Genomic DNA, 20,175 nt, shown 5'->3' on the forward strand with positions numbered 1-20,175 from the left:
GTTCAGGCCAAGGTCCGTAGGATCGCGTTCAGCACGGGCCGGCCTGCATCGGTCGCACGCAGCCGTCCCTGGCTCAGATCGACCAAGCCGAGTGCGATCAGATCCGCCACGGCTTCCTGAGGCAAGGGTGCGCCTGAAAGCCGCTCGTGGCGTGCGATGTCCATCCCTTCCGCCAGCCGCATCGACATCAGCAGATATTCCGTTGCCTGTTCCTCCACGGGAACAGCGACACGCGTCAGCTCACCAGACCCACGTCGCACCGCCTCCAGCCAGGCTCCCGGTGCGCGGGGCGCCTCGGTCGCCCACCGGCGTCCCTCAAGCGTCAGCCGCCCGTGGGCGCCCGGCCCGATGCCGACCCAGTCGCCCTGCCGCCAATAGACGAGATTGTGCCGGCTTTCGGCACCGGGCCGCGCGTGGTTCGAAACCTCATAGGCAGGAAAGCCATGGGCGGAACACAGGTCCTGCGTATCCAGGTACATGTCAGCCGCAAGATCATCGTCGGGAAGGCCCTTCAACCTGCCCGCGGCCGCGCGTGCGCCAAAGGCCGTGCCGTCCTCAATGGTCAGCTGGTAAAGCGACAGGTGGTCCACAGCCATTCCCAAGGCCGCGCGCAGCTCCGCCTTCCAGCCTTCCCGCGTCTGCCCTTGACGTGCATAGATCAGATCAAAGCTCACGCGGCCGAAGCAGCCGCGGGCCACGTCGAAGGCCGCCCGCGCCTCGGCCACACTGTGCAGCCGTCCAAGACGCCGCAAATCGTCGTCGTTCAGCGCCTGCACACCCATGGACAGCCGGTTGACACCTGCCTCCGCATAGCCCGAGAAGCGGCCGCGTTCGACGCTGCCTGGATTGGCTTCCAGCGTGATCTCCAGATCGTTGGAAAAGCTCCATCCCGCGCGCGCAGCCTCGATCACGCCGGCGACAACCTCGGGGTCCATCAGCGAGGGCGTTCCCCCACCGAAGAAGATGCTGCGCAGCACCCGGGGCCCTGTCTCGGCCGCGAGCCGCGCGATCTCCAGCCGGTATGCCTCCAGCCAGGCACGCTGGTCGATCGAGGCCACGACATGGCTGTTGAAATCGCAATAAGGGCATTTCGAGGCGCAAAACGGCCAATGGACATAAAGCCCGAAACCGCCGTCTTGCCAGTCCTGATGATCGCTCTCCGACACTAGCCCAGGATCGCCTTCAGCTTGCCAAAGGCCTGTGCCCGATGGCTGATCGCGTTCTTTTCCTCAGCGCTCAGTTCCGCATAGGTGCGGTCGCCGCCCTCGGGCACGAACATCGGGTCATAGCCATGCCCCAGTTGTCCCCGCGGCGGCCAGACCAGCCGTCCGGGAGCCACGCCCTCGAAGATTTCCTCATGCCCATCCGGCCACAGCATCAGCAGCGTGGCCCGGAACTGCGCCGTCCGGGGCTCGGGCACGCCGCGCGTGTCCAGTTCGGCCCATGTCCGCGTCATGGCCTGCATGAAGTCGCGGCCGTTTTCGGTTTCGGCCCAGTCTGCGGTGTAGACGCCCGGAGCGCCGTCCAGGCCATCAACGGTGATCCCGCTGTCATCCGCCAGCACCGGCAGCCCGGTCGCCTTCATGGCAGCCCGTGCCTTGATACGCGCATTGCCGAGAAAGCTCGACTCGGTCTCGACCGGCTCATCCAGGCCCATCTCGGCCGCACCCACGACTTCGACGCCATGGGGGGAAAACAGCGCCCGCATCTCCTCCAGCTTGCCGGCATTATGGGTCGCAACCAGCAGCTTTCCCTCGGTGAACCGCCTCACGACACCGCCGCCTTCTGCGCTTCGACCAGTTGGGCGACACCCGCCTCGGCCAGGTCCAGCAGGGCCACCATCTCGGCCCGCGAAAAGGCCGATCCTTCCGCCGACATCTGCACCTCGACCAGGCGGCCTGCGCCGGTCATGACGAAGTTGCCGTCCGTCCCCGCCTCGCTGTCCTCGGCATAATCCAAGTCCAGCACCGGCTGCCCCGCATAGATGCCGCAGCTGACCGCAGCCACATGGTCCAGGATCGGGTCGCTTGTGACCAGCCGTGCAGCCAGCAGCTTGTTCACCGCCAGCCGCAGCGCCACCCAGCCGCCCGTAATGGCGGCACAGCGCGTGCCCCCGTCGGCCTGGATGACGTCGCAGTCGATCACGATCTGCCGCTCGCCCAAGGCCAGCCGATCCACGCCCGCGCGCAACGACCGCCCGATCAGGCGCTGGATCTCCTGCGTGCGGCCCGACTGCTTGCCCGCTGCCGCCTCGCGCCGGTTACGGCTGTGGGTCGCGCGGGGCAGCATCCCGTATTCCGCGGTGACCCACCCCTGGCCTGTTCCGCGCAGGAAGGCCGGCGGTTTTTCCTCGATCGAGGCCGAACACAGCACATGCGTGTTCCCCATCCGGATCAGGCACGATCCTTCGGCGTGCGCCATGATCCCCGTTTCAATTGAAATCGGGCGCAATTCGACTAACTTTCGGCCAGAGGGTCGCATATGTGGTCCTTTCTCGGCCCGATATGGGCCTTCGCCTTGATCGTCGCAAATTACAGGCCCCGTCCGGATCACCGCAACCCGAATGCCCCAGCCCGATCTGTTCGCCGACCTGAACGACCGCTCGCGCGAGGTTTTCCGCCGCGTTGTCGAGGCTTACCTGGATACCGGAGAGCCGGTGGGCTCGCGCACGCTGACACGCAGCATGCCGGTGTCCGCCGCCACCATCCGCAACGTCATGCAGGACCTCGAACACATGGGCCTGCTGGAAAGCCCCCATGTCTCTGCCGGCCGCTTCCCGACCCAGCTCGGCCTGCGGCTTTTCGTGGATGGGCTGATGGAGGTCGGCCCTATCGGCCCCGAGGACCGCGCGCGTATCGCCGAGATCATGGGCAACGTGCCCGCCGACACCGCCGCGATGCTCGACCGTGTGTCCACGGCGCTTTCCACCCTGACCCGCGGCGCCTCGGTCGTTCTGATGCCCCGCCAGGAAGAGGCGCCGCTCAAGCATATCGAGTTCGTCAGCCTTGCCCCCGATCGTGCGCTGGTGATCCTGGTCTTCGCCGATGGCCGGGTCGAGAACCGCCTGTTCACCCCGCCGCCGGGCCAGACCCCCAGTTCGCTGCGCGAAGCAGGCAATTTCCTGTCGGCCCGCGGCGAGGGGCACACGCTGCACGAATTGCGTCGCGACATCGCCGACCATCTTACCCGCGCGCGGCAGGATCTCGACACGCTTGCGGCCCAGCTTGTGGAAACCGGTCTTGCCTCTTGGGATGCCGATGCCTCGGACCCCAGGCTGATCGTGCGGGGCCGTGCGAACCTGCTCGAGAATGAAGCCGCTGATCTCGACCGCATCCGCAGCCTGTTCGACGATCTGGAACGCAAGCGCGACATCGCCCGCTTTCTGGAACTGGCCGAAGAGGCGCAAGGCGTGCGGATCTTCATCGGCTCGGAAAACGAGCTTTTCTCACTTTCGGGTTCCTCTCTGGTGGTTTCACCCTATATGAACGCTGATCGCCGGATCGTGGGCGCGGTTGGGGTGATCGGGCCGACCCGCCTGAATTACGGCCGTATCGTCCCGATCGTGGATTACACTGCTCAGCTGGTCGGCAAGGCCTTGTCCGACCGCAAAGGATGAAAGATGAACGACACGCTGACGCCTCATGATCTGTCCGATCTGCCGCTGGAAGAAGTTTCCGGTGACGCTCTTGCCGCTGATCCGCTGGCTGTCGATTCCCTCGACGGCAGTGACGAGGATCCCCGCGTCGCGGTGCTGACGGCCGAGCGCGACGAGTACCGCGACCGATTCATGCGCGCGCTGGCCGATGCTGAAAACTCCCGCAAGCGCGCCGAAAAGGACCGCCGTGAGGCCGAGAACTACGGCGGTTCGAAACTCGCCCGCGACCTGCTGCCCGTCTACGACGCGCTGACCCGCGCCATCGAGGCTGCTGACCGATCGGTTGCGCCCGAACTGGTGGAAGGGGTCGAACTGACCCTGCGCGAGCTGCAGAACGTCTTTGGCCGCCATGGCATCAAGGTCATCGCGCCGGCCGTCGGCGACCGCTTCGATCCCCTGCAGCACGAGGCGATGTTCGAGGCCCCGGTGCCCGGCACCCGCGCGGGCGACATCATCCAGGTCATGGCCAACGGCTTCATGCTGCATGACCGGCTGCTGCGCGCGGCCCAGGTCGGTGTCTCGTCGCTGCCCGCCGGCAACTGATTTCCGCTACTCTGCGGGAATACAACCTTCATCGGACTTGATCCTGCGATGATCGGCCCTAACCTTCCGGCAGGTCTAGGGAGGGCCGGTCATGGCAGACAGCGCGGGAATCAGGATCCACCCTTCGGTGGACGGGGGCGTCAGATCCGCAACGCAAGGCTTTTCGGGCGGTGAACTCACCTGCCGTTGCAGTTCGAACCCTGTGAGGGTCCGGGTCAACGCGCAGACGGCCCACAACCATGTCTGCGGCTGCACCAAGTGCTGGAAGCCCGAAGGGGCGATCTTCAGCCAGGTCGCCGTGGTCAGCCGCGATGCCGTCGAGGTCGTGGAGAACGGCGACAAGCTGCAGGTCGTCAACAAGGACGCCCCGATCCAGCGCTATGCCTGCACCGCCTGCGGCACCCACATGTACGGCCGGATCGAGAACACCGAGCATCCGTTCTACGGCCTCGACTTTGTCCACACCGAGCTGTCGAACCAGGAAGGCTGGGCAGCGCCCGAATTCGCGGCCTTCGTGTCCTCGGTGATCGAATCCGGCGTCAACCCCGACCGTATGCCCGCCATCCGTGCGCGGCTCAGGGAACTGGGTCTGGAACCCTATGATGCCCTGTCGCCGCCGCTGATGGATGCGATCGCAACCCATGTTGCCAAGAAGACCGGCAAGTTCAACACGCTGAACGTGTGACACCTGCCCAGGATCGCCGATTCAGGGGCTGGCCATGCCAGCCCTTTCGGCGTGACACCCGGCCGGACAGCCCTATCTTAAGGAGAACAGAATGAGAACTCGTGCCGCCGTCGCGCTGGAAGCCGGCAAACCGCTGGAAATAATGGACGTGAACCTCGAAGGCCCCAAGGCCGGCGAAGTCATGGTCGAGATCAAGGCCACCGGCATCTGCCATACAGACGAGTTCACCCTGTCGGGTGCCGATCCGGAAGGTATCTTCCCCTCGATCCTGGGCCATGAGGGCGCGGGCGTGGTGGTCGAGGTCGGCCCGGGCGTCACCTCGGTCAAGCCGGGCGACCATGTCATCCCGCTCTATACTCCCGAATGCCGCCAGTGCGCCTCCTGCCTGTCGGGCAAGACGAACCTGTGCACGGCAATCCGGGCAACCCAGGGCCAGGGCCTGATGCCGGACGGCACCTCGCGCTTCTCGATGCTCGATGGCACGCCCATCATGCATTACATGGGCTGCTCGACCTTCTCGAATTACACCGTCCTGCCGGAAATCGCGGTGGCCAAGGTCCGCGAGGACGCCCCCTTCGACAAGATCTGCTACATCGGCTGCGGCGTGACCACCGGTATCGGCGCGGTCATCAACACCGCCAAGGTCGAGATCGGCGCCAAGGCAGTGGTCTTCGGTCTGGGCGGCATCGGGCTCAACGTGATCCAGGGCCTGCGGCTTGCGGGTGCCGACATGATCATCGGCGTGGACCTGAACCCCGACAAGAAGCCCATGGCCGAGCGTTTCGGCATGACGCATTTCATCAACCCGAAAGAGGTCGAGAACGTCGTCCAGGAAATCGTCAACATGACGAAGACGCCCTTCGACCAGATCGGCGGCGCGGACTACACCTTCGATTGCACCGGCAACGTTACCGTGATGCGGCAGGCGCTGGAGTCGGCACACCGCGGCTGGGGCCAGTCGATCGTCATCGGCGTGGCGCCGGCGGGGGCCGAGATCAGCACCCGGCCGTTCCAGCTGGTCACCGGCCGCGTCTGGAAGGGCTCGGCCTTCGGCGGCGCGCGCGGGCGCACGGATGTGCCGAAGATCGTGGACTGGTACATGGACGGCAAGATCGAGATCGACCCCATGATCACCCACACGCTCAGGCTCGAGGACATCAACAAGGGCTTCGACCTGATGCATGCCGGTGAATCCATCCGGTCGGTCGTCATTTACTGATCCTTCAGGGATGCTTAGGTAAGACTGCGGCGGGGCCCGAGCCGGGCGTCCCGCCGCAATGCTGAAAGGATGACTCATGCTGCGCCCGTTTCCGCCCCACCGCATGGACGATGACGACGACGATGAGGAAGAGGACGAGCCGCGCGAGGATCGCCAGAAGGGCGAGGACCTGGGCCTTCCGCAAAGCCCCTCGATCGACAAGCTCTACTTCCAGTCCCGCACGGTGATCGTCGCGGGCACGATCAACGACAAGCTCGCGCAGCGCACCGTCTCGCACCTGCTGGCCTTGGCCGAGGACAGCGACAAGCCGATCAACATGCTGATCTCCTCGCCGGGTGGCCATGTCGAGTCGGGCGACATGATCCATGACGTGATCAAATTCATCCGCCCCACCGTGCGCACCATCGGCTCGGGCTGGGTGGCATCGGCGGGCGCGCTGATCTTTGTCGCGGCGAAAAAGGAAAACCGCTTCTGCCTGCCCAACACGCGCTTCCTGATCCACCAGCCCTCGGGCGGGATCGGCGGCACCTCGTCGGACATGATGATCCAGGCCGAGCAGGTGCGCCTGATGCGCGACCGACTGAACCAGATCTTCTCCGAGGCGACCGGCCAGCCGGTCGAACGCATCGAGAAGGACACACAGCGCGACTTCTGGCTGAACACGCAGGAAGCGCTGGACTATGGCCTTCTGGGCAGCGTGATCCGCAGCGTGGACGACCTGAAATGAGCACGGACAGGGCGGATCTGCGGATCCGCCCCGCCACGCCTGCCGACCATGACGCGATCTGGGCCATTCTCGAACCCGTCTATCGCGCGGGCGAGACCTACTGCATCCCGCGGGACATCTCGCGCGACGACGCCCTGGCCGACTGGTTCGCCGCCCCCTTCACCGCCTTCGTGGCGGAAGACAGAGGCCGGGTCTTGGGCACCAGCCATGTCGGCCGCAACCGTCCCGGAGGCGCTTCGCACGTCGCCAACGCCAGCTTTGCCACGGCGCCCGCCGCCCGTGGACGCGGGGTTGCGGCGGCTCTGGTTGCCCATGCCAAGGACTGGGCGCGGGCGCAGGGGTTCCGCGCGATGCAGTTCAACTTCGTCATCGCCACCAACGCCGATGCCGTCCATTCGTGGCAGAAGGCGGGCTTCGCCATTGTCGGCCGCCTGCCCGGTGCGTTTCTTCACCCCGCGCAGGGCTATGTCGATGCCCTCGTGATGTACCACGACCTGACCGGAGGAGCCGAAACGTGACCCTTGAAACCCTGTCCGAGAACCGCAGCTTCGGCGGCACCCAGGGCGTTTATCGCCACAAGTCGCAGGCGACCGGCACCGACATGACCTTCGCCGTCTACCTGCCGCCCGATGCCGAGCGCGGCCCGGTTCCGGTCCTGTGGTATCTCTCCGGCCTGACCTGCACGCATGAGAACGCCATGACCAAGGCGGGCGCGCAGCAACTCGCGGCCGAGGCGGGGATCGCGCTCATCTTCCCCGACACCTCGCCGCGCGGCGAAGGCGTGGCCAATGACGAGGCCTATGACCTCGGCCAAGGTGCGGGCTTCTACGTCAACGCTACGCAGGACCCGTGGAAATCGCACTTCCGCATGTGGGACTATGTCGTCGAGGAACTGCCCGGCGTCGTCTTCGACAACTTCCCGCTCGACCGCGAGGCGCAGGGGATCACCGGCCATTCGATGGGCGGCCACGGCGCGCTGACCATCGCGATGACCCATCCCGACCGTTACCGCAGCGTTTCGGCCTTTTCCCCCATCGCCAACCCCACCGAGTCGGACTGGGGCCGCAAGCAGTTCTCGGCCTATCTGGGCGAGGACCGCGCGGCCTGGCGCTCCCATGACGCGACCCTGCTGATGGTGGAAAGGGGCTACCCCGGCGAGATCCTGATCGACCAGGGGGCCAACGACCAGTTCCTCGACCTGCTCAAGCCCGAATCGCTGGCCCAGGCGATGGCTGCGCGCCGGCAGCCCGGCTGGCTTCGAATGCAGCCGGGCTATGACCACAGCTACTGGTTCGTCCAGACCTTCATGGCCGACCATGTGCTGTGGCACGCCGAGCGGCTGGCCTGAATGATCCGGGCCGGCGGGGCTGTCATACCCGCCGGCCCGGCCTCGTGGATGCCCGACTAAGACTTTTCGCCTAGCCTTGGCATAGGTCGTTGACGGAAGGAAATTCACGGAGAACTCTCTCACAAGCTCAGGCTGCCGTCCTGCGGCCCCTTGGGCGAAAAAAGGGGAGGGAGACGATGAAACTCACGCTGACCGGCGCCGGGGTGGCGCTTCTGCTGTCGAGTTCGGCCATCTGGGCCAATGACAGCGTTATGCAGGCGATTGGCGACCCGGGCCAATACGCTATCCAGACTCTCGACTACGCCAACACGCGCTATTCTCCGCTTGACCAGATCAACCGGGACAATGTCGGCAACCTTCGCGTCGCCTGGACCTTCTCGACGGGCGTCCTGCGCGGGCACGAGGGTGCGCCGCTGGTGATCGGGGACATCATGTATGTCCACACGCCCTTCCCGAACAATGTCTTCGCGCTGGATCTTGCCAACGACGGCCAGATCATCTGGCGCTACGAGCCGCAGCAGGACCCGGAAGTCATCGCGGTCATGTGCTGCGACACGGTGAACCGTGGCTTAGCCTATGCCGACGGCATGATCCTGCTGTCGCAGGCCGACACCACCGTTGTCGCGCTGGACGCCAAGACGGGCGAACAGAAATGGGCGACCAAGGTGGGCGATCCCGCCATCGGCGAGACGTTGACCGCAACCGTCATGCCGGTCAAGGACAAGGTCATGGTCGGCATCTCGGGCGGCGAATACGGCGTCCGCGGGCGGATGACCGCATTGAACCTCGCCGACGGCACCGAGGCCTGGAAGGCCTATTCGACCGGCCCGGACGAGGAGATGCTGGTCGATCCGCAGAACACCACCCACCTCGGCAAGCCCATCGGCGAGAACAGCTCGCTCAACAGCTGGGAGGGCGACCAGTGGAAGATCGGCGGCGGCACCATCTGGGGCTGGTTCTCGTATGATCCGGAACTGGACCTGATCTATTACGGCACCGGCAACCCCTCGACCTGGAACCCGTCGCAGCGTCCGGGTGACAACCGCTGGTCCATGACGATCATGGCCCGCGATCCCGACGACGGGATGGCCAAGTGGTTCTACCAGATGACGCCCCATGACGAATGGGACTTCGACGGCGTCAACGAGATGATCCTGACCGACCAGGACTTCAACGGCACCCAGCGCAAGCTGCTGACCCACTTCGACCGCAACGGCTTCGCCTATACGCTGGACCGCGGCACGGGCGAGCTTCTGGTGGCCGAGAAGTTCGACCCGGTCGTCAACTGGGCGACCGAGGTCAACATGGACCCCAACAGCGACCAGTATGGCCGCCCGCAGGTCGTGGCCGAATATTCGACCGCCCAGAACGGCGAGGACGAGAACACCACCGGTGTCTGCCCCGCGGCACTCGGCACCAAGGACCAGCAGCCCGCAGCGTTCTCGCCCAAGACCAACCTGTTCTACGTGCCGACGAACCACGTCTGCATGGACTATGAACCCTTCCGCGTGGCCTATACCGCCGGCCAGCCCTATGTCGGGGCCACCCTGTCGATGTATCCCGCCCCGAACAGCCATGGCGGCATGGGCAACTTCATCGCCTGGGACAACGTCAAGGGCGAGATCAAGTGGTCGCTGCCCGAACGCTTCTCGGTCTGGTCGGGCGCGCTGGCGACTGGGGGCGACGTGGTCTTCTATGGCACGCTTGAGGGCTATCTGAAGGCGGTGGACGCCGAGTCGGGCGACGAGCTTTACCGCTTCAAGACCCCCTCGGGAATCATCGGCAACGTGATGACCTACACCCACGACGACAAGCAGTACATCGGCGTGCTGTCCGGCGTGGGCGGCTGGGCCGGCATCGGCCTGGCGGCGGGCCTGACCAACCCGAACGAGGGCCTGGGTGCGGTCGGCGGCTATGCGGCGCTGTCGGACTTCACCGAGCTTGGCGGCCAGCTGACGGTGTTCGAACTGGCCGGCGAGATGCAGACGGCGCAGGCCGAGACTGCAACCGATCCTGCCTCCGTCTCCGATATCGCCAGGGCTGCCTCGGCACAGGAGGCGGGTGCCGCTGCAGCCGTCGCGGCGGATGCCGCGACGACGCGGCCTCCCGTAGATGCTGCAGCGCCTGCCGATCCCTCGGCCCCGGCCGAAGGGTCGGGCGCCGGCAAGTCCACCGCGACCGGCGGCGTTCCGATGGAGCCGGCAGCGGATGCAGCCGCCGGCTCTGCGCCAACCGATCCGTCCGCTCCGGCGGAAGGCCAGGGCGCCGGCAAGTCCACGGCCACGGGGGGCGTCCCGATGGAGCCCGCCGCTGACGGGGCGGCACCCGCGCAGGCGAACTGACGGGTCGCCAGCCGATACGAAAGTGTGACTATGCGAATGCCGCCCCGAGTTTAACCTCGGGGCGGTCCCATCTTCGCGGATGGGGCAATCAGGGGAGAGAGAACATAATGATCGCAACGACGACCGTACGCGCCCTGGCGCTGAGCCTTGCGTTCGCGGGTGCCGCCTTCGCGCAACCCGCCGACGCACCATCCACCGCGCCTGCCGCCGCTGCCGAGCCAAATCGCGGCTCGTCCACACCCATCCCGGAGGGCGCGACCTCGGTCGAGATGAAGGCGAACGCCGCAGGCTCCGCCGTTGCAACCGGTGCAGGCGCGGTAACGGCCGGCCAAACCATCGACGTGATCAAGCCGACCGTGCCCGGCCTGGACCTGACGCCCGACCGCATGGAAAACGGCCGCTGGTACAATGCCGACGGCATCCCGGTCCCCAACATCCAGGATGGCGTCGTCGATTACGCGACCTTTTCCGGCTATCGCCGCTATCACGCCGAATGCCATGTCTGCCACGGCCCGGATGGCGAGGGCTCGACCTATGCCCCGGCACTGAAGGATTCCGTCACTCACCGGATCGATTATTATCAGTATCAGGAAGCCGTGGCCTCGGGCATCCAGAACGTGAACAACGCCGCCAACCAGGTGATGCCGGCATTCGGGACCAACCGGAACGTCTGGTGCTATGTGGACGACATCTATGTCTATCTGCTGGCCCGCGGCACCGAGGCGATCCCGCGCGGCCGTCCCGCCGACAAGGCCGACAAGTCCGAGGAGTTCGCGGCGCAGGAAGCCTCCTGCATGGAGGGCTGATCATGCGGGGCCTTCGCGCGGCCTGGATCTGCGCGGCGCTGGCGCTTGGCGCCGGCGCGGCCGGGGCGCAGGTCGCGGACCTGCGCTCGACCACCGCGCTGCGGGTCTGCGCCGACCCGGCGGCCGAGCCGATGTCCTCGAAGAACGGCACCGGCTTCGAAAACCGCATCGCCGAGCTGCTGGCCGACCGGCTCGGGCTGCCGCTGGAATATTTCTGGTTTCCCCAGGGGATGGGCTTCACCCGGAAGACGCTGCTGGACGGTAATTGCGACGTTGTCATCGGCTATGCCCAGGGCGACGAGCTGGTGCAGAACACCAACCATTACTACACCTCGGTCTATGGCATCGTGACGCGCAAGGATGGCGAACTGGCGGGCGTGGATCGCCTGACCGACCCGGCGCTGAAGGATCATGACATCGGCGTCGTTGCGGGCACGCCCCCGGCCTCGCACATGGCTCGTGCGGGTCTTGCCAAGGACATGCGGGGCTGGGACCTCTTTGTGGACCGCCGGGTGGAAAATCCGGTCGGCGACATGCTGAAGGGCGTGCGCGAGGGCACGCTGGACGCCGCCGTGCTGTGGGGACCGCTGGCCGGTCCCCTGGTCAAGGCCGATCCCGAACTGCAGTTCACGCCGCTTCTGAAGGAAGAGGGCGGACCCAAGCTCTTCTATCGGATCACCATGGGCGTCCGTCCCAGCGACCAGGAATGGAAGCGGGAACTCAATAGCCTCATCCGCCGCAACCAGGACGACATCAACGCCCTCCTGCACGAGGCCGGCGTGCCGCTGGTGGATGACTACGGGCAGGAAATCCTCCCGTGAAGAGGTTGGCGGCCCTGGTGGTCCTGCTGATGGCAGGCACCACGGCCGCCGCCGCCCCGCCGCCCGAGCCGCAGGGCTACCGGGGCGAGCCTTATCGCGCGCCGGTCCCCGCCACGCTGACCGGGGCCACGGTGCTGGACTTGGCCGGGCTGGAGGAATGGCGCGCCCGTGGTGCCGTACTGATCGACGTGATGCCGCAGGTCCGCAAGCCCGAGAACCTGCCCGAGGGCACCCTGTGGCGGCAACCCTCGCATTACACGATTCCCGGTGCGGTCTGGCTGCCCGATACCGGCTATGATCGTCTCGCACCCCAAGACGAGGCCGCGTTCTTCGCCGCGCTGGACCGGCTGGCCGGGGGCGACAAGGCCGCGCCCTTGGTCTTCTTCTGCAAGGCTGACTGCTGGATGAGCTGGAACGCTGCCAGGCGGGCCGTTCTCGGCGGCTATTCGCGCGTGGGCTGGTTCCCCGAGGGCACGGATGCCTGGTTGGCGGAAGGCGGGGATCTGGTCCCCGCAACGCCGCCTTAAGGATCGGGCCCCACGAACAACCCGAAGGATCGAGGACCATCGGGCACCTCGATCACCTGCTCGACCTTCAATGTCCCGCCATCGATGACCGACAACTCGTTGCTGTCCCAGCTTGCGACGGCAAGGCGGCGGCCGTCCGACAGGGCCGCGATCCCCTCGGGGTAGTCCCCGATCTCGATGCTGCCCAGGGTTTCCAGCGATTGCGGGTCGAAGACCGTCACCGTCGCCGCATACTGGTCGGTAACGAAACCTTTTCCGGCCGCGAACGCCACGCCATAGGGATGGTCGCCCGTTTCCACCGAGCCGAGATGCGCGCCGCTGGCGGCCTCCAGCACGGTGACGCTGCGGGATTGGACGTCGGTCGTCCAGAAGCGGCCATCGTGGAAGGCGACCGCATAAGGATGGCTGCCGGTCGGGCTTGTCCACAAGGGCCGGCCGCTTTCCGCGTCGAAGGCCGACACGCGATCATCATCCCGTTCCGCCAGGGCGACGATCCGCCCGTCGCCCGACAGCGCCAGGCCCGCGGGGGCCCGGCCAGTCGGGGCCGACCACCGCTCGTGCCGCCCCGAGGGGTCGAGCCGCCGCAGCCGGGCCCCATACCAGTCCGCCACCAGCAGGTCCCCGCCCGGCGCGATGGCGATGCCGAAGCTGCCCTCACCCAAGGGCACCCGGTCCAGCACGGCGCCCTGGCTGTCCAGCAGCGTCATCTCGCCGCTGTCCGCCGCGATCACGGCGGCGCGGCCCGAGGCCGGGTCATAGGCGACCGGCGCGGGGGCGCCCTCGACCGGGACCGTGGCGCGGATCTTGCCCGTCTCCAGTTCAACGATCGCCACCGCGCCCGCGTTCTGCGCGGTGACAAAGGCGATGTCGCCCGCGTCCACCATGCCCGCGGCCAGGGCCAGCAGCCCCGCCGCGGTGGCGCGGATCACTCGGCCCGTCCGAACTTCTCGGCCAGCGCGTCCAGGCCTCCCTGGTAGATGCCGGTAACGGCGGCGGTCGCGGCCTCATCGTTCAGCTCGGCCGGGGGATCGTTGTTGGGGTAGCCGCGATAGAAGCCTCCCTTCCACACGACCTTGGCCTTGCCGCCCTCGTCGTTGACGCACAGCGTCGCGGCATAGTTCGTGACCGGCAGCACCGCCACGTCCACCTGCGTGATCATGTAGCCGTAGCAGCGCTTTTCCGGCTGCCACTTGGTCAGCTGCTCGCTGATCGTGGGATCGCCGCTGTCGGCCTTCAGGTGCAGCACGCGGGTCGAGCCGTCGGGCGTGGTCGCGTCGGCCGAGGTCAGTTCGGTCCTCGCCACGGCCGGGTGCCAGCTCATGTCGTCGAATCGTCCCACCGTGGCCCAGACCTCGTCGGGCGTGGCATTCAGCGTTTCGGACAATTCGAGCTTGAGCCGCACGGGCCCATGCGCCTGTGCCGTGCCACAGGTCAGGATCGCCGCGGCGGCCATCAGCGCCAGAACGGATTTCATGAAATGGTCTCCCGATGTCGTGAATTGCCAGCGGCCTCTCGACATTCCGCCCCGCCCGCTGGCCTGCGGCGCCAGCTTACCCACAGTCGAGAGCGCGTCCATCAGCCGAACGTCTTAGGCGCTTCGGAAAGAAATCACGACCTTGCGGGTTGAATTGAGACGCTTGGTCCTCAAGACTTCCGGGTGGAGGAGAGGCCCATGCATTTACCCAACTGCCTGACGGCGCTGGCTTTGCTGGCGGTGGTTCCCATGTCTGCGCTTGCCCAGGCACCCGCGCCGCAAGCCGCGCCGGAGCTTATCCGCGCGGCCGTGCTGCGGGTCGATACGCCCGAGCTGCCGCCGATCTCGCGGCTGGAACTGCCGCCCGAGGACATCGGTTTCGCGGGCGCCCGGCTGGCCATCGACGACAATGACACCACCGGCCGCTTCATGGGCCAGGACTTCGAGGCCGTCGAGGTCGCAGCCACGCCCGAGACCGCGGGGGCGGAACTCGACCGGCTGCTAGGCGAGGGCATCCGGTTCGTCGTGCTGCTGGCCGACGACGCGACGACCGTGGCGCTGGCCGACCAAGCGGGCGACCGGGCGCTGGTCTTCAACGCCGCCGCGCGGGGCGATGCGCTGCGCGGCGCGGACTGCCGCGCCAATGTCATCCACACCGCGCCCAGCCACGCGATGCTGGCCGATGGCCTCGCGCAGTTCCTGATGTGGAAGCGCTGGCCGCGCTGGCTGCTGGTCCACGGCAGCCACCCCGAGGATCTGGCGCTCGCCGAGGCTTACCGGCGCGCCGCCACCAAGTTCGGCGCCCAGATCGTCGAGGAGCGTGAGTTCACCGACACCGGCGGCGCGCGTTCCACCGATTCGGGCCATGTGCAGGTGCAGGCGCAGCTTCCGGTTTTCACCCAGCGCGCTCCCGACTACGACATCATGATCACCGCCGACGAGAACGGCGTCTTCGCGGGCTACATGCCCTATCACACCTGGGACGCGCGACTAGTGGCGGGCTCGGCGGGCCTTGTCCCCCGCAGCTGGCACCCCGCGCTGGAGGCCTGGGGCGCGACCCAGTTCCAGAACCGCTTCGAGCGGCTGGCGAACCGTCCCATGCGCGAGGAGGATTACCAGAGCTGGCTTGCCCTGCGCATGGTGGGCGAGGCCGCGACGCAGACGAAGTCCGCCGACCCCGCCCAGTTGCGCGACTTCATGCTGTCGCCCGATTTCCAAGTCGCGGGCTTCAAGGGGCAGAAGCTGACCCTGCGCGACTGGGACCACCAACTGCGCCAGCCGATCCTGCTGACCACCGGGCTGCTGACGACCAGCGTCAGCCCGCAGGACGAATATCTGCACCAGACCAGCCCGCTTGATACGCTCGGCATCGACCGCCCCGAAACCGCCTGCACCTTCTGAGGAAACATGAGACACGCATTCGCCATCCTGCTGCTGACGACGATTGCCACGCCTGCGCTGGCCAACAAGGTCTATGTCTCGAACGAAAAGGGCAACGACGTGACCGTCATCGACGGCGACACGCTCGAGGTGCTGGGCTCCTATCCGGTCGGCAACCGCCCGCGCGGCATCACCATCAGCCCCGATGGAACCGAGCTTTACGTCTGCGCCTCGGACGACAACCTCGTGCGCGTCTTCGACCCCGAGACGATGCAGGAACTGCACACCCTGCCCTCGGGCCCCGACCCCGAGCTGTTCGTCCTGCATCCCTCGGGCAACCCGCTTTACATCGCCAACGAGGACGACAACCTCGTGACCGTTGTCGATACCAAGACCCACAAGGTGCTGGCCGAGATCCCCGTCGGGGTCGAGCCCGAGGGCATGGGCGTCTCGCCCGACGGAAAGGTGGTCATCAACACGTCGGAAACGACGAACATGGCCCATTTCATCGACACGGACAGTTTCGAGATCACGGCCAACGTGCTGGTGGACAGCCGCCCGCGCTTTGCCCAGTTCTCGGATGACGGCTCGCGCCTGTTCGTCAGCTCGGAAATCGGCGGCACCGTCAGCGTGATCGACCCGGCCACGCAGGAGATCACGAAAAAGATCACCTTCGAGATCCCCGGCGTGTTGCCCGAGGCGATCCAGCCCGTCGGCGTGCGCGTGACGGCGGACGGCAAGAAGATCTTCGTGGCGCTGGGGCCCGCGAACCGGGTCGCGGTGGTGGATGGAGACAGACTCGAGGTGACGGACTACATCCTGGTCGGCCAGCGCGTCTGGCAGCTCGGCTTCACGCCGGACCAGAAGCATCTCTACACCACCAACGGCAATTCCAACGACGTCACGGTGATCGACGTGGCGACGAATACTGCGGTCAAGTCGATCCCCGTGGGCCAGCAGCCCTGGGGCGTCGTGGTCGCACCGAACTGATCAACACCAGGGGAGAGAGACATGACAAGACTGCTGACCGTCGCCATGCTGGCGGCCCTGCTGGGCACGCCCGCGCTGAGCCAGACCACCCCGGCGGAACCTGCCGCCTCGCCCGAGGCGGCGGCCGGCGCCGCGCCTTCGGCCGAAGCCGCGGCCGAGGAAGGCGAGGAGGAGGAGAACGAGGAAGCCGACGGCGACATGGACGGCGAGGGCACCGGAGCACCGGCGCCGGCCGCGACCGAGGTGCAGCATCACGATTACGGCCCCTCGGGGATCATGACGCGTTCGAACCGCGCCGACCTTGCGCCCTTGACGCTCGCCTCGGGCCAGCCGGTCGCGGGTGAGGAATATGCGCTGCAGTCGGGCGGCTATTACCGCCTGCGCATTGTGGCCGACGGCAGCGCGGAACTGGCGCTGTCGGGCGGCGACTTCTTCCGCTCGATCTGGATCAACGAGATCGTCATCAACGACATCGAGATCCGCCCCATGGGCGTCCACTCGATCGAGTTCGACGCCGCCGGCGAGGCGCTGATCAGCTTCATCGCCATCACGCCCGGCCGCTACACGCTGTCGGTGCCGGGCTCGTCGGGCGAAAGCCAGCAGGCGGTGTTCAACATCCGCTGAGGCTTGACGCAGGGGCGGCCGTCGTCACGATGGCCGCCCGTTCTCTTGCCGCGCCATGACCACGCCCGCACTTCTCGTCCAGAACGTCAGCCACAGCTTCGGCACCGTCCGGGCGCTGGAGGATGTGTCGCTATCGGTGCCGCGCGGGGGCTTCACCGCGCTGTTGGGCGTCAACGGGGCGGGCAAGTCCACGCTGTTCAACCTCGTGACCCTGCTTTACGCCAACCGCTCGGGCGAGATCGCCGTCGCGGGCCACGACCTGCGCCGCCAGCCGACCGAGGCGTTGCGCCGCCTGGGCGTCGTCTTCCAGTCCCGGGCGCTGGACGCCGACCTGACAGTGCAGCAGAACCTGATGTATCACGCGGCCCTGCACGGCATTGCCCGCGCTCAGGCGCGTCCCCGTGTGGCCGAGGTGCTGGCCCAGGTCGATCTGGCCGACCGTGCGGGCGCCCGCGTCTCGGCACTGTCCGGCGGTCAGGTGCGCCGGGCCGAGATCGCCCGCGCCCTGATCCACGCCCCCGAACTTCTGCTGCTGGACGAGCCGACCGTGGGCCTCGACGTGAAATCCCGCGCCGAGGTTCTGGCCCTGACCCGCCGCCTGATTGCCGAGCAGCAGGTTTCGGCGCTTTGGGCCACGCATATCCTCGACGAGATCGAACCCTCGGACGGGCTGGTGATCCTGCATCGCGGACGCGTCCTCTTCACCGGCACAGCAGGCGAAGCCGCGGCCGCAACCGGGGGCGACCTGACCCGCGCCTTCCTCGGCCTGACCGGGGTGCAGGCATGAGCGGCTGGACCACGGCCTTCGGCGGCATCGCCCGGCGCGAGACGCTGCGCTTCGTCAACCAGCGCGGCCGCTTCCTCGCGGCGCTGGTGCGTCCGCTCGTCTGGCTGTTCATCTTCGCGGCGGGCTTCCGGGCGGTGCTGGGCCTGTCGATCACGCCGCCCTACCAGACCTATGTGCTGTATGAGGTCTATGTCACGCCGGGCCTTTGCGCGATGATCCAGCTGTTCAACGGGATGCAGTCCTCGCTGACGATGGTCTATGACCGGGAAACCGGGGCGATGCGGACGCTGCTGGTCAGCCCCTTTCCGCGCTGGTTCCTGCTGGCATCGAAGCTGGTCGCGGGGGTGATCGTTTCGATCATCCAAGTCTATGCCTTCCTGCTGATCGCCTGGTTCTGGGGGATCAACCCACCGGTCTGGGGGCTTGTCGCCGTGCTGCCCGCGCTGGTCCTGTCGGGGCTGATGCTGGGGGCTATGGGGCTGTTCCTGTCCTCGGCGATCAAGCAGCTGGAAAACTTCGCAGGGGTGATGAACTTCGTCATCTTCCCGATGTTCTTTGCCTCCTCGGCGCTTTATCCGCTGTGGCGGATGCGCGAGTCCTCGGTCCTGCTTTACGACATCTGCCGCCTCAACCCCTTCACCCATGCGGTCGAGCTGATCCGCTTTGCCCTTTACCTTCAGGTCAACTGGCTGTCCCTTGGAGTGGTGGGGGGCTGCCTTGCGCTGTTCTTCGGCGGCGCGGTGCTGATGTATGATCCGGCGCGCGGTTTCGGCGTCCGGCGAAAGGGGGGATGATGCGCTTTCTCATGCTGTTGGCGGCGCTGGCAGCCACGCCGGCCTACGCCTTCACGCCCACGCCCGACTGGCCCTGCATCCAGGGGCGCCAGCCGCACCTGTCGCTGGGGCAGGTCTGGACCGGTCCGCCCCCGCCCGAAAGCGCGCGAGAGACGCCCGAGATCGCCGCATTGGCCGATCGCGTCGCGCAGCGCCGCCTGCCGATCGAGGAGGCCACCGCCGCCATTGATGCCTTTGCCCAAGGAAAGGACGCCGAAACCTTGGCTACGCTGATGCAGGCGATCTTCCAGCGCATCGACACGCAACGCTCGGCGATCCTCGGCGGCATCTCGCGCTATGGCCACCGGCAGGTGGCGCTGGCCGAGCGGGTCGAGGCCCGGCGCGCCCGCATGGCCGAGCTGGAAGCGGCTGATCCCCCCGATTTCGACGCGATCGACGCCGAGGAAGAGGCGCTGGACTGGGACATGCGAGTCTTCTCCGACCGTCAGCAGAGCCTGACCTATGTCTGCGAGACGCCCGTGATCCTGGAACAGCGGCTGTTTGCCCTGGGCCGCGCGGTCGCGGCGCATCTGCAGCAATAGGTGACGGGCGGAACCGCCGGTGCTAGTCTGGGTTTTCCAAGCGCCCCCGCCAGAAAGACCCAGCCGATGACCAAGCGCGCTCCTTACCTTCTGCTCACTGCCCTGCTGGCGGCCAGCCCTGCGCTGGCCCAGACTGCGGCGCCCGCGCCGGCAACCCCGACCGCCGCCGCGCCTGCCCCTGCCGCCGCACAGGTCACGCCCGTTCCGCAAGCCCCGGCCGCACCGGGCACGACCAGCGCGGCGACCGAGTCACCTGCCTTCACCCCCGTTCCGACCAACGATCCCCAGATTCCCGCGCCCATCGCCGCGCGGGCCGTGGCGCCCGACTACACGCCTCCGCCCGCGCCGGAAGCCCCGCAGGCGCAGGCCGCCAACACCGCCACGACCCCGGCCCAGCCGACCCCGGCCGTGAACGGCACCCCGGTCGAGCCGGCGCAGACCGCCATGCCCCGGACGACCGCCGAGGCGCTGTCCACGCCGACCCCGGCGGACACGAGCCCGGACCAGGCTCTTGCCAGCAGCAACACGCCGGCCATCGAGACGGCGCAAGGCCCCGTGCCCGCCGGGACCGAGGCCGCCGCCGCGATCGAGCCCCCCTCGAACCAGGCCACCGCTGGTTCGCAGGACGCGGACGCGGGTGTCGCGACCCCTGCCACGACGCCCGAGCGCAACCGCGCCGACGGCACCGCGCCCGGCAATTCGGGAACTTCGGGCTGGACGGGGGGCCTCGGCGGCTCGCACCTGGGCACCAACACGGCGGGTGCCCTGCCTGAATCCAAGACCTGGCAGCCGCCGACGGCGCGCGGGCTCGACCTGCAGGGCTGATCCCGGATGCACAAAGGCCCCGCCAATCTGGCGGGGCCTTTCGTTCC

General features: G+C 67.2%; 22 protein-coding genes and 1 pseudogene. 18 read left to right on the plus strand and 5 right to left on the minus strand.

Translation table 11 applies throughout. From position 1 onward, the window contains the following. Window positions 1–2: 2 nt before the first annotated feature. The 3 genes from hemW to rph are packed head-to-tail and all read right to left on the minus strand — an operon-like array spanning window position 3 to window position 2,481. Window positions 3–1,166, minus strand: coding sequence for a radical SAM family heme chaperone HemW (gene hemW, locus ACFFII_RS02940; RefSeq protein ID WP_377697407.1), 1,164 nt, complete (start codon window positions 1,164–1,166; stop codon window positions 3–5). Further along, window positions 1,166–1,771, minus strand: a complete 606-nt coding sequence (gene rdgB, locus ACFFII_RS02945; protein WP_377697408.1) for an RdgB/HAM1 family non-canonical purine NTP pyrophosphatase — start codon at window positions 1,769–1,771, stop codon at window positions 1,166–1,168. The genes hemW and rdgB overlap by 1 nt, the downstream gene beginning before the upstream one ends. Further along, complete coding sequence (gene rph / locus ACFFII_RS02950; RefSeq protein WP_377697409.1) at window positions 1,768–2,481, minus strand: ribonuclease PH; 714 nt, start codon at window positions 2,479–2,481, stop codon at window positions 1,768–1,770. Before rph ends, rdgB begins: the two co-directional genes overlap by 4 nt. A gap of 82 nt (window positions 2,482–2,563) precedes the next feature. Between rph and hrcA the strand changes: the two genes are divergently transcribed. The 11 genes and pseudogenes from hrcA to ACFFII_RS03005 all read left to right on the plus strand — a co-directional run bounded on the left by hrcA (window position 2,564) and on the right by ACFFII_RS03005 (window position 12,673). Continuing rightward, window positions 2,564–3,616, plus strand: coding sequence for a heat-inducible transcriptional repressor HrcA (gene hrcA, locus ACFFII_RS02955; protein ID WP_377697410.1), 1,053 nt, complete (start codon window positions 2,564–2,566; stop codon window positions 3,614–3,616). 3 nt (window positions 3,617–3,619) lie between these two features. Beyond that, entirely contained in the window at window positions 3,620–4,198 is a 579-nt protein-coding gene (locus tag ACFFII_RS02960) for a nucleotide exchange factor GrpE (protein ID WP_377697411.1), read from the plus strand. Between the two features lie 91 nt (window positions 4,199–4,289). Further along, entirely contained in the window at window positions 4,290–4,883 is a 594-nt protein-coding gene (gene gfa, locus ACFFII_RS02965) for an S-(hydroxymethyl)glutathione synthase (protein ID WP_377697412.1), read from the plus strand. Between the two features lie 91 nt (window positions 4,884–4,974). After that, on the plus strand, window positions 4,975–6,102 hold the full coding sequence (locus ACFFII_RS02970) for an S-(hydroxymethyl)glutathione dehydrogenase/class III alcohol dehydrogenase (protein ID WP_377697413.1): 1,128 nt from the start codon (window positions 4,975–4,977) through the stop codon (window positions 6,100–6,102). Between the two features lie 76 nt (window positions 6,103–6,178). After that, window positions 6,179–6,829 carry an ATP-dependent Clp protease proteolytic subunit gene (locus ACFFII_RS02975; RefSeq protein ID WP_377697414.1) on the plus strand — a complete coding sequence of 217 codons (651 nt, stop codon included), beginning with the start codon at window positions 6,179–6,181 and terminating at the stop codon, window positions 6,827–6,829. Continuing rightward, complete coding sequence (locus ACFFII_RS02980) at window positions 6,826–7,347, plus strand: GNAT family N-acetyltransferase (protein WP_377697415.1); 522 nt, start codon at window positions 6,826–6,828, stop codon at window positions 7,345–7,347. Before ACFFII_RS02975 ends, ACFFII_RS02980 begins: the two co-directional genes overlap by 4 nt. Then, entirely contained in the window at window positions 7,344–8,177 is an 834-nt protein-coding gene (gene fghA / locus ACFFII_RS02985) for an S-formylglutathione hydrolase (protein WP_377697416.1), read from the plus strand. Before ACFFII_RS02980 ends, fghA begins: the two co-directional genes overlap by 4 nt. Before the next feature lie 176 nt (window positions 8,178–8,353). Continuing rightward, window positions 8,354–10,147: pseudogene (locus tag ACFFII_RS02990) on the plus strand (methanol/ethanol family PQQ-dependent dehydrogenase); the annotation flags it as partial. 479 nt (window positions 10,148–10,626) lie between these two features. Beyond that, entirely contained in the window at window positions 10,627–11,325 is a 699-nt protein-coding gene (locus tag ACFFII_RS02995) for a c-type cytochrome, methanol metabolism-related (RefSeq protein WP_377697417.1), read from the plus strand. Window positions 11,326–11,327: 2 nt separating this feature from the next. Next, entirely contained in the window at window positions 11,328–12,146 is an 819-nt protein-coding gene (locus ACFFII_RS03000) for a substrate-binding domain-containing protein (protein ID WP_377697418.1), read from the plus strand. After that, the gene (locus ACFFII_RS03005) at window positions 12,143–12,673 is read left to right on the plus strand and encodes a rhodanese-like domain-containing protein (RefSeq protein ID WP_377697419.1); all 531 of its coding nucleotides are present in this window, start codon (window positions 12,143–12,145) and stop codon (window positions 12,671–12,673) included. The genes ACFFII_RS03000 and ACFFII_RS03005 overlap by 4 nt, the downstream gene beginning before the upstream one ends. Here the strand turns inward: ACFFII_RS03005 and ACFFII_RS03010 are convergent. Both ACFFII_RS03010 and ACFFII_RS03015 read right to left on the minus strand, forming a co-directional pair. Next, window positions 12,670–13,602 (minus strand): YncE family protein, encoded by a 933-nt coding sequence (locus ACFFII_RS03010; RefSeq protein WP_377697420.1) that lies wholly within the window; start codon window positions 13,600–13,602, stop codon window positions 12,670–12,672. The two genes, ACFFII_RS03005 and ACFFII_RS03010, sit on opposite strands and share 4 nt — an antisense overlap. After that, entirely contained in the window at window positions 13,599–14,147 is a 549-nt protein-coding gene (locus ACFFII_RS03015) for an SRPBCC family protein (RefSeq protein WP_377697422.1), read from the minus strand. The genes ACFFII_RS03010 and ACFFII_RS03015 overlap by 4 nt, the downstream gene beginning before the upstream one ends. Before the next feature lie 198 nt (window positions 14,148–14,345). On the opposite strand from ACFFII_RS03015, the gene pedA1 reads away from it, so the two are divergent. The 7 genes from pedA1 (at window position 14,346) to ACFFII_RS03050 (ending at window position 20,128) form a co-directional block, all read left to right on the plus strand. Further along, the gene (gene pedA1 / locus ACFFII_RS03020; RefSeq protein ID WP_377697424.1) at window positions 14,346–15,548 is read left to right on the plus strand and encodes a lanthanide ABC transporter ABC transporter substrate-binding protein PedA1; all 1,203 of its coding nucleotides are present in this window, start codon (window positions 14,346–14,348) and stop codon (window positions 15,546–15,548) included. Between the two features lie 6 nt (window positions 15,549–15,554). Continuing rightward, complete coding sequence (locus tag ACFFII_RS03025; RefSeq protein ID WP_377697425.1) at window positions 15,555–16,517, plus strand: YVTN family beta-propeller repeat protein; 963 nt, start codon at window positions 15,555–15,557, stop codon at window positions 16,515–16,517. A 198-nt stretch (window positions 16,518–16,715) separates the two neighbouring features. Then, window positions 16,716–17,141 (plus strand): cupredoxin domain-containing protein, encoded by a 426-nt coding sequence (locus ACFFII_RS03030; protein ID WP_377697514.1) that lies wholly within the window; start codon window positions 16,716–16,718, stop codon window positions 17,139–17,141. Between the two features lie 55 nt (window positions 17,142–17,196). After that, complete coding sequence (pedB, locus tag ACFFII_RS03035; protein WP_377697426.1) at window positions 17,197–17,928, plus strand: lanthanide ABC transporter ATP-binding protein PedB/LutE; 732 nt, start codon at window positions 17,197–17,199, stop codon at window positions 17,926–17,928. Beyond that, window positions 17,925–18,722: a lanthanide ABC transporter permease protein PedC gene (gene pedC, locus ACFFII_RS03040; protein ID WP_377697427.1), complete on the plus strand. Its 798-nt coding sequence runs from the start codon at window positions 17,925–17,927 to the stop codon at window positions 18,720–18,722. The genes pedB and pedC overlap by 4 nt, the downstream gene beginning before the upstream one ends. After that, window positions 18,719–19,303, plus strand: a complete 585-nt coding sequence (locus ACFFII_RS03045; RefSeq protein WP_377697428.1) for a hypothetical protein — start codon at window positions 18,719–18,721, stop codon at window positions 19,301–19,303. The genes pedC and ACFFII_RS03045 overlap by 4 nt, the downstream gene beginning before the upstream one ends. A gap of 66 nt (window positions 19,304–19,369) precedes the next feature. After that, entirely contained in the window at window positions 19,370–20,128 is a 759-nt protein-coding gene (locus tag ACFFII_RS03050; RefSeq protein WP_377697429.1) for a hypothetical protein, read from the plus strand. The last annotated feature ends 47 nt before the right edge of the window (window positions 20,129–20,175 follow it).

Origin of the sequence: Paracoccus niistensis (genome assembly GCF_042432925.1) — a bacterium.
Classification (GTDB): Bacteria; Pseudomonadota; Alphaproteobacteria; order Rhodobacterales; family Rhodobacteraceae; genus Paracoccus; species Paracoccus niistensis.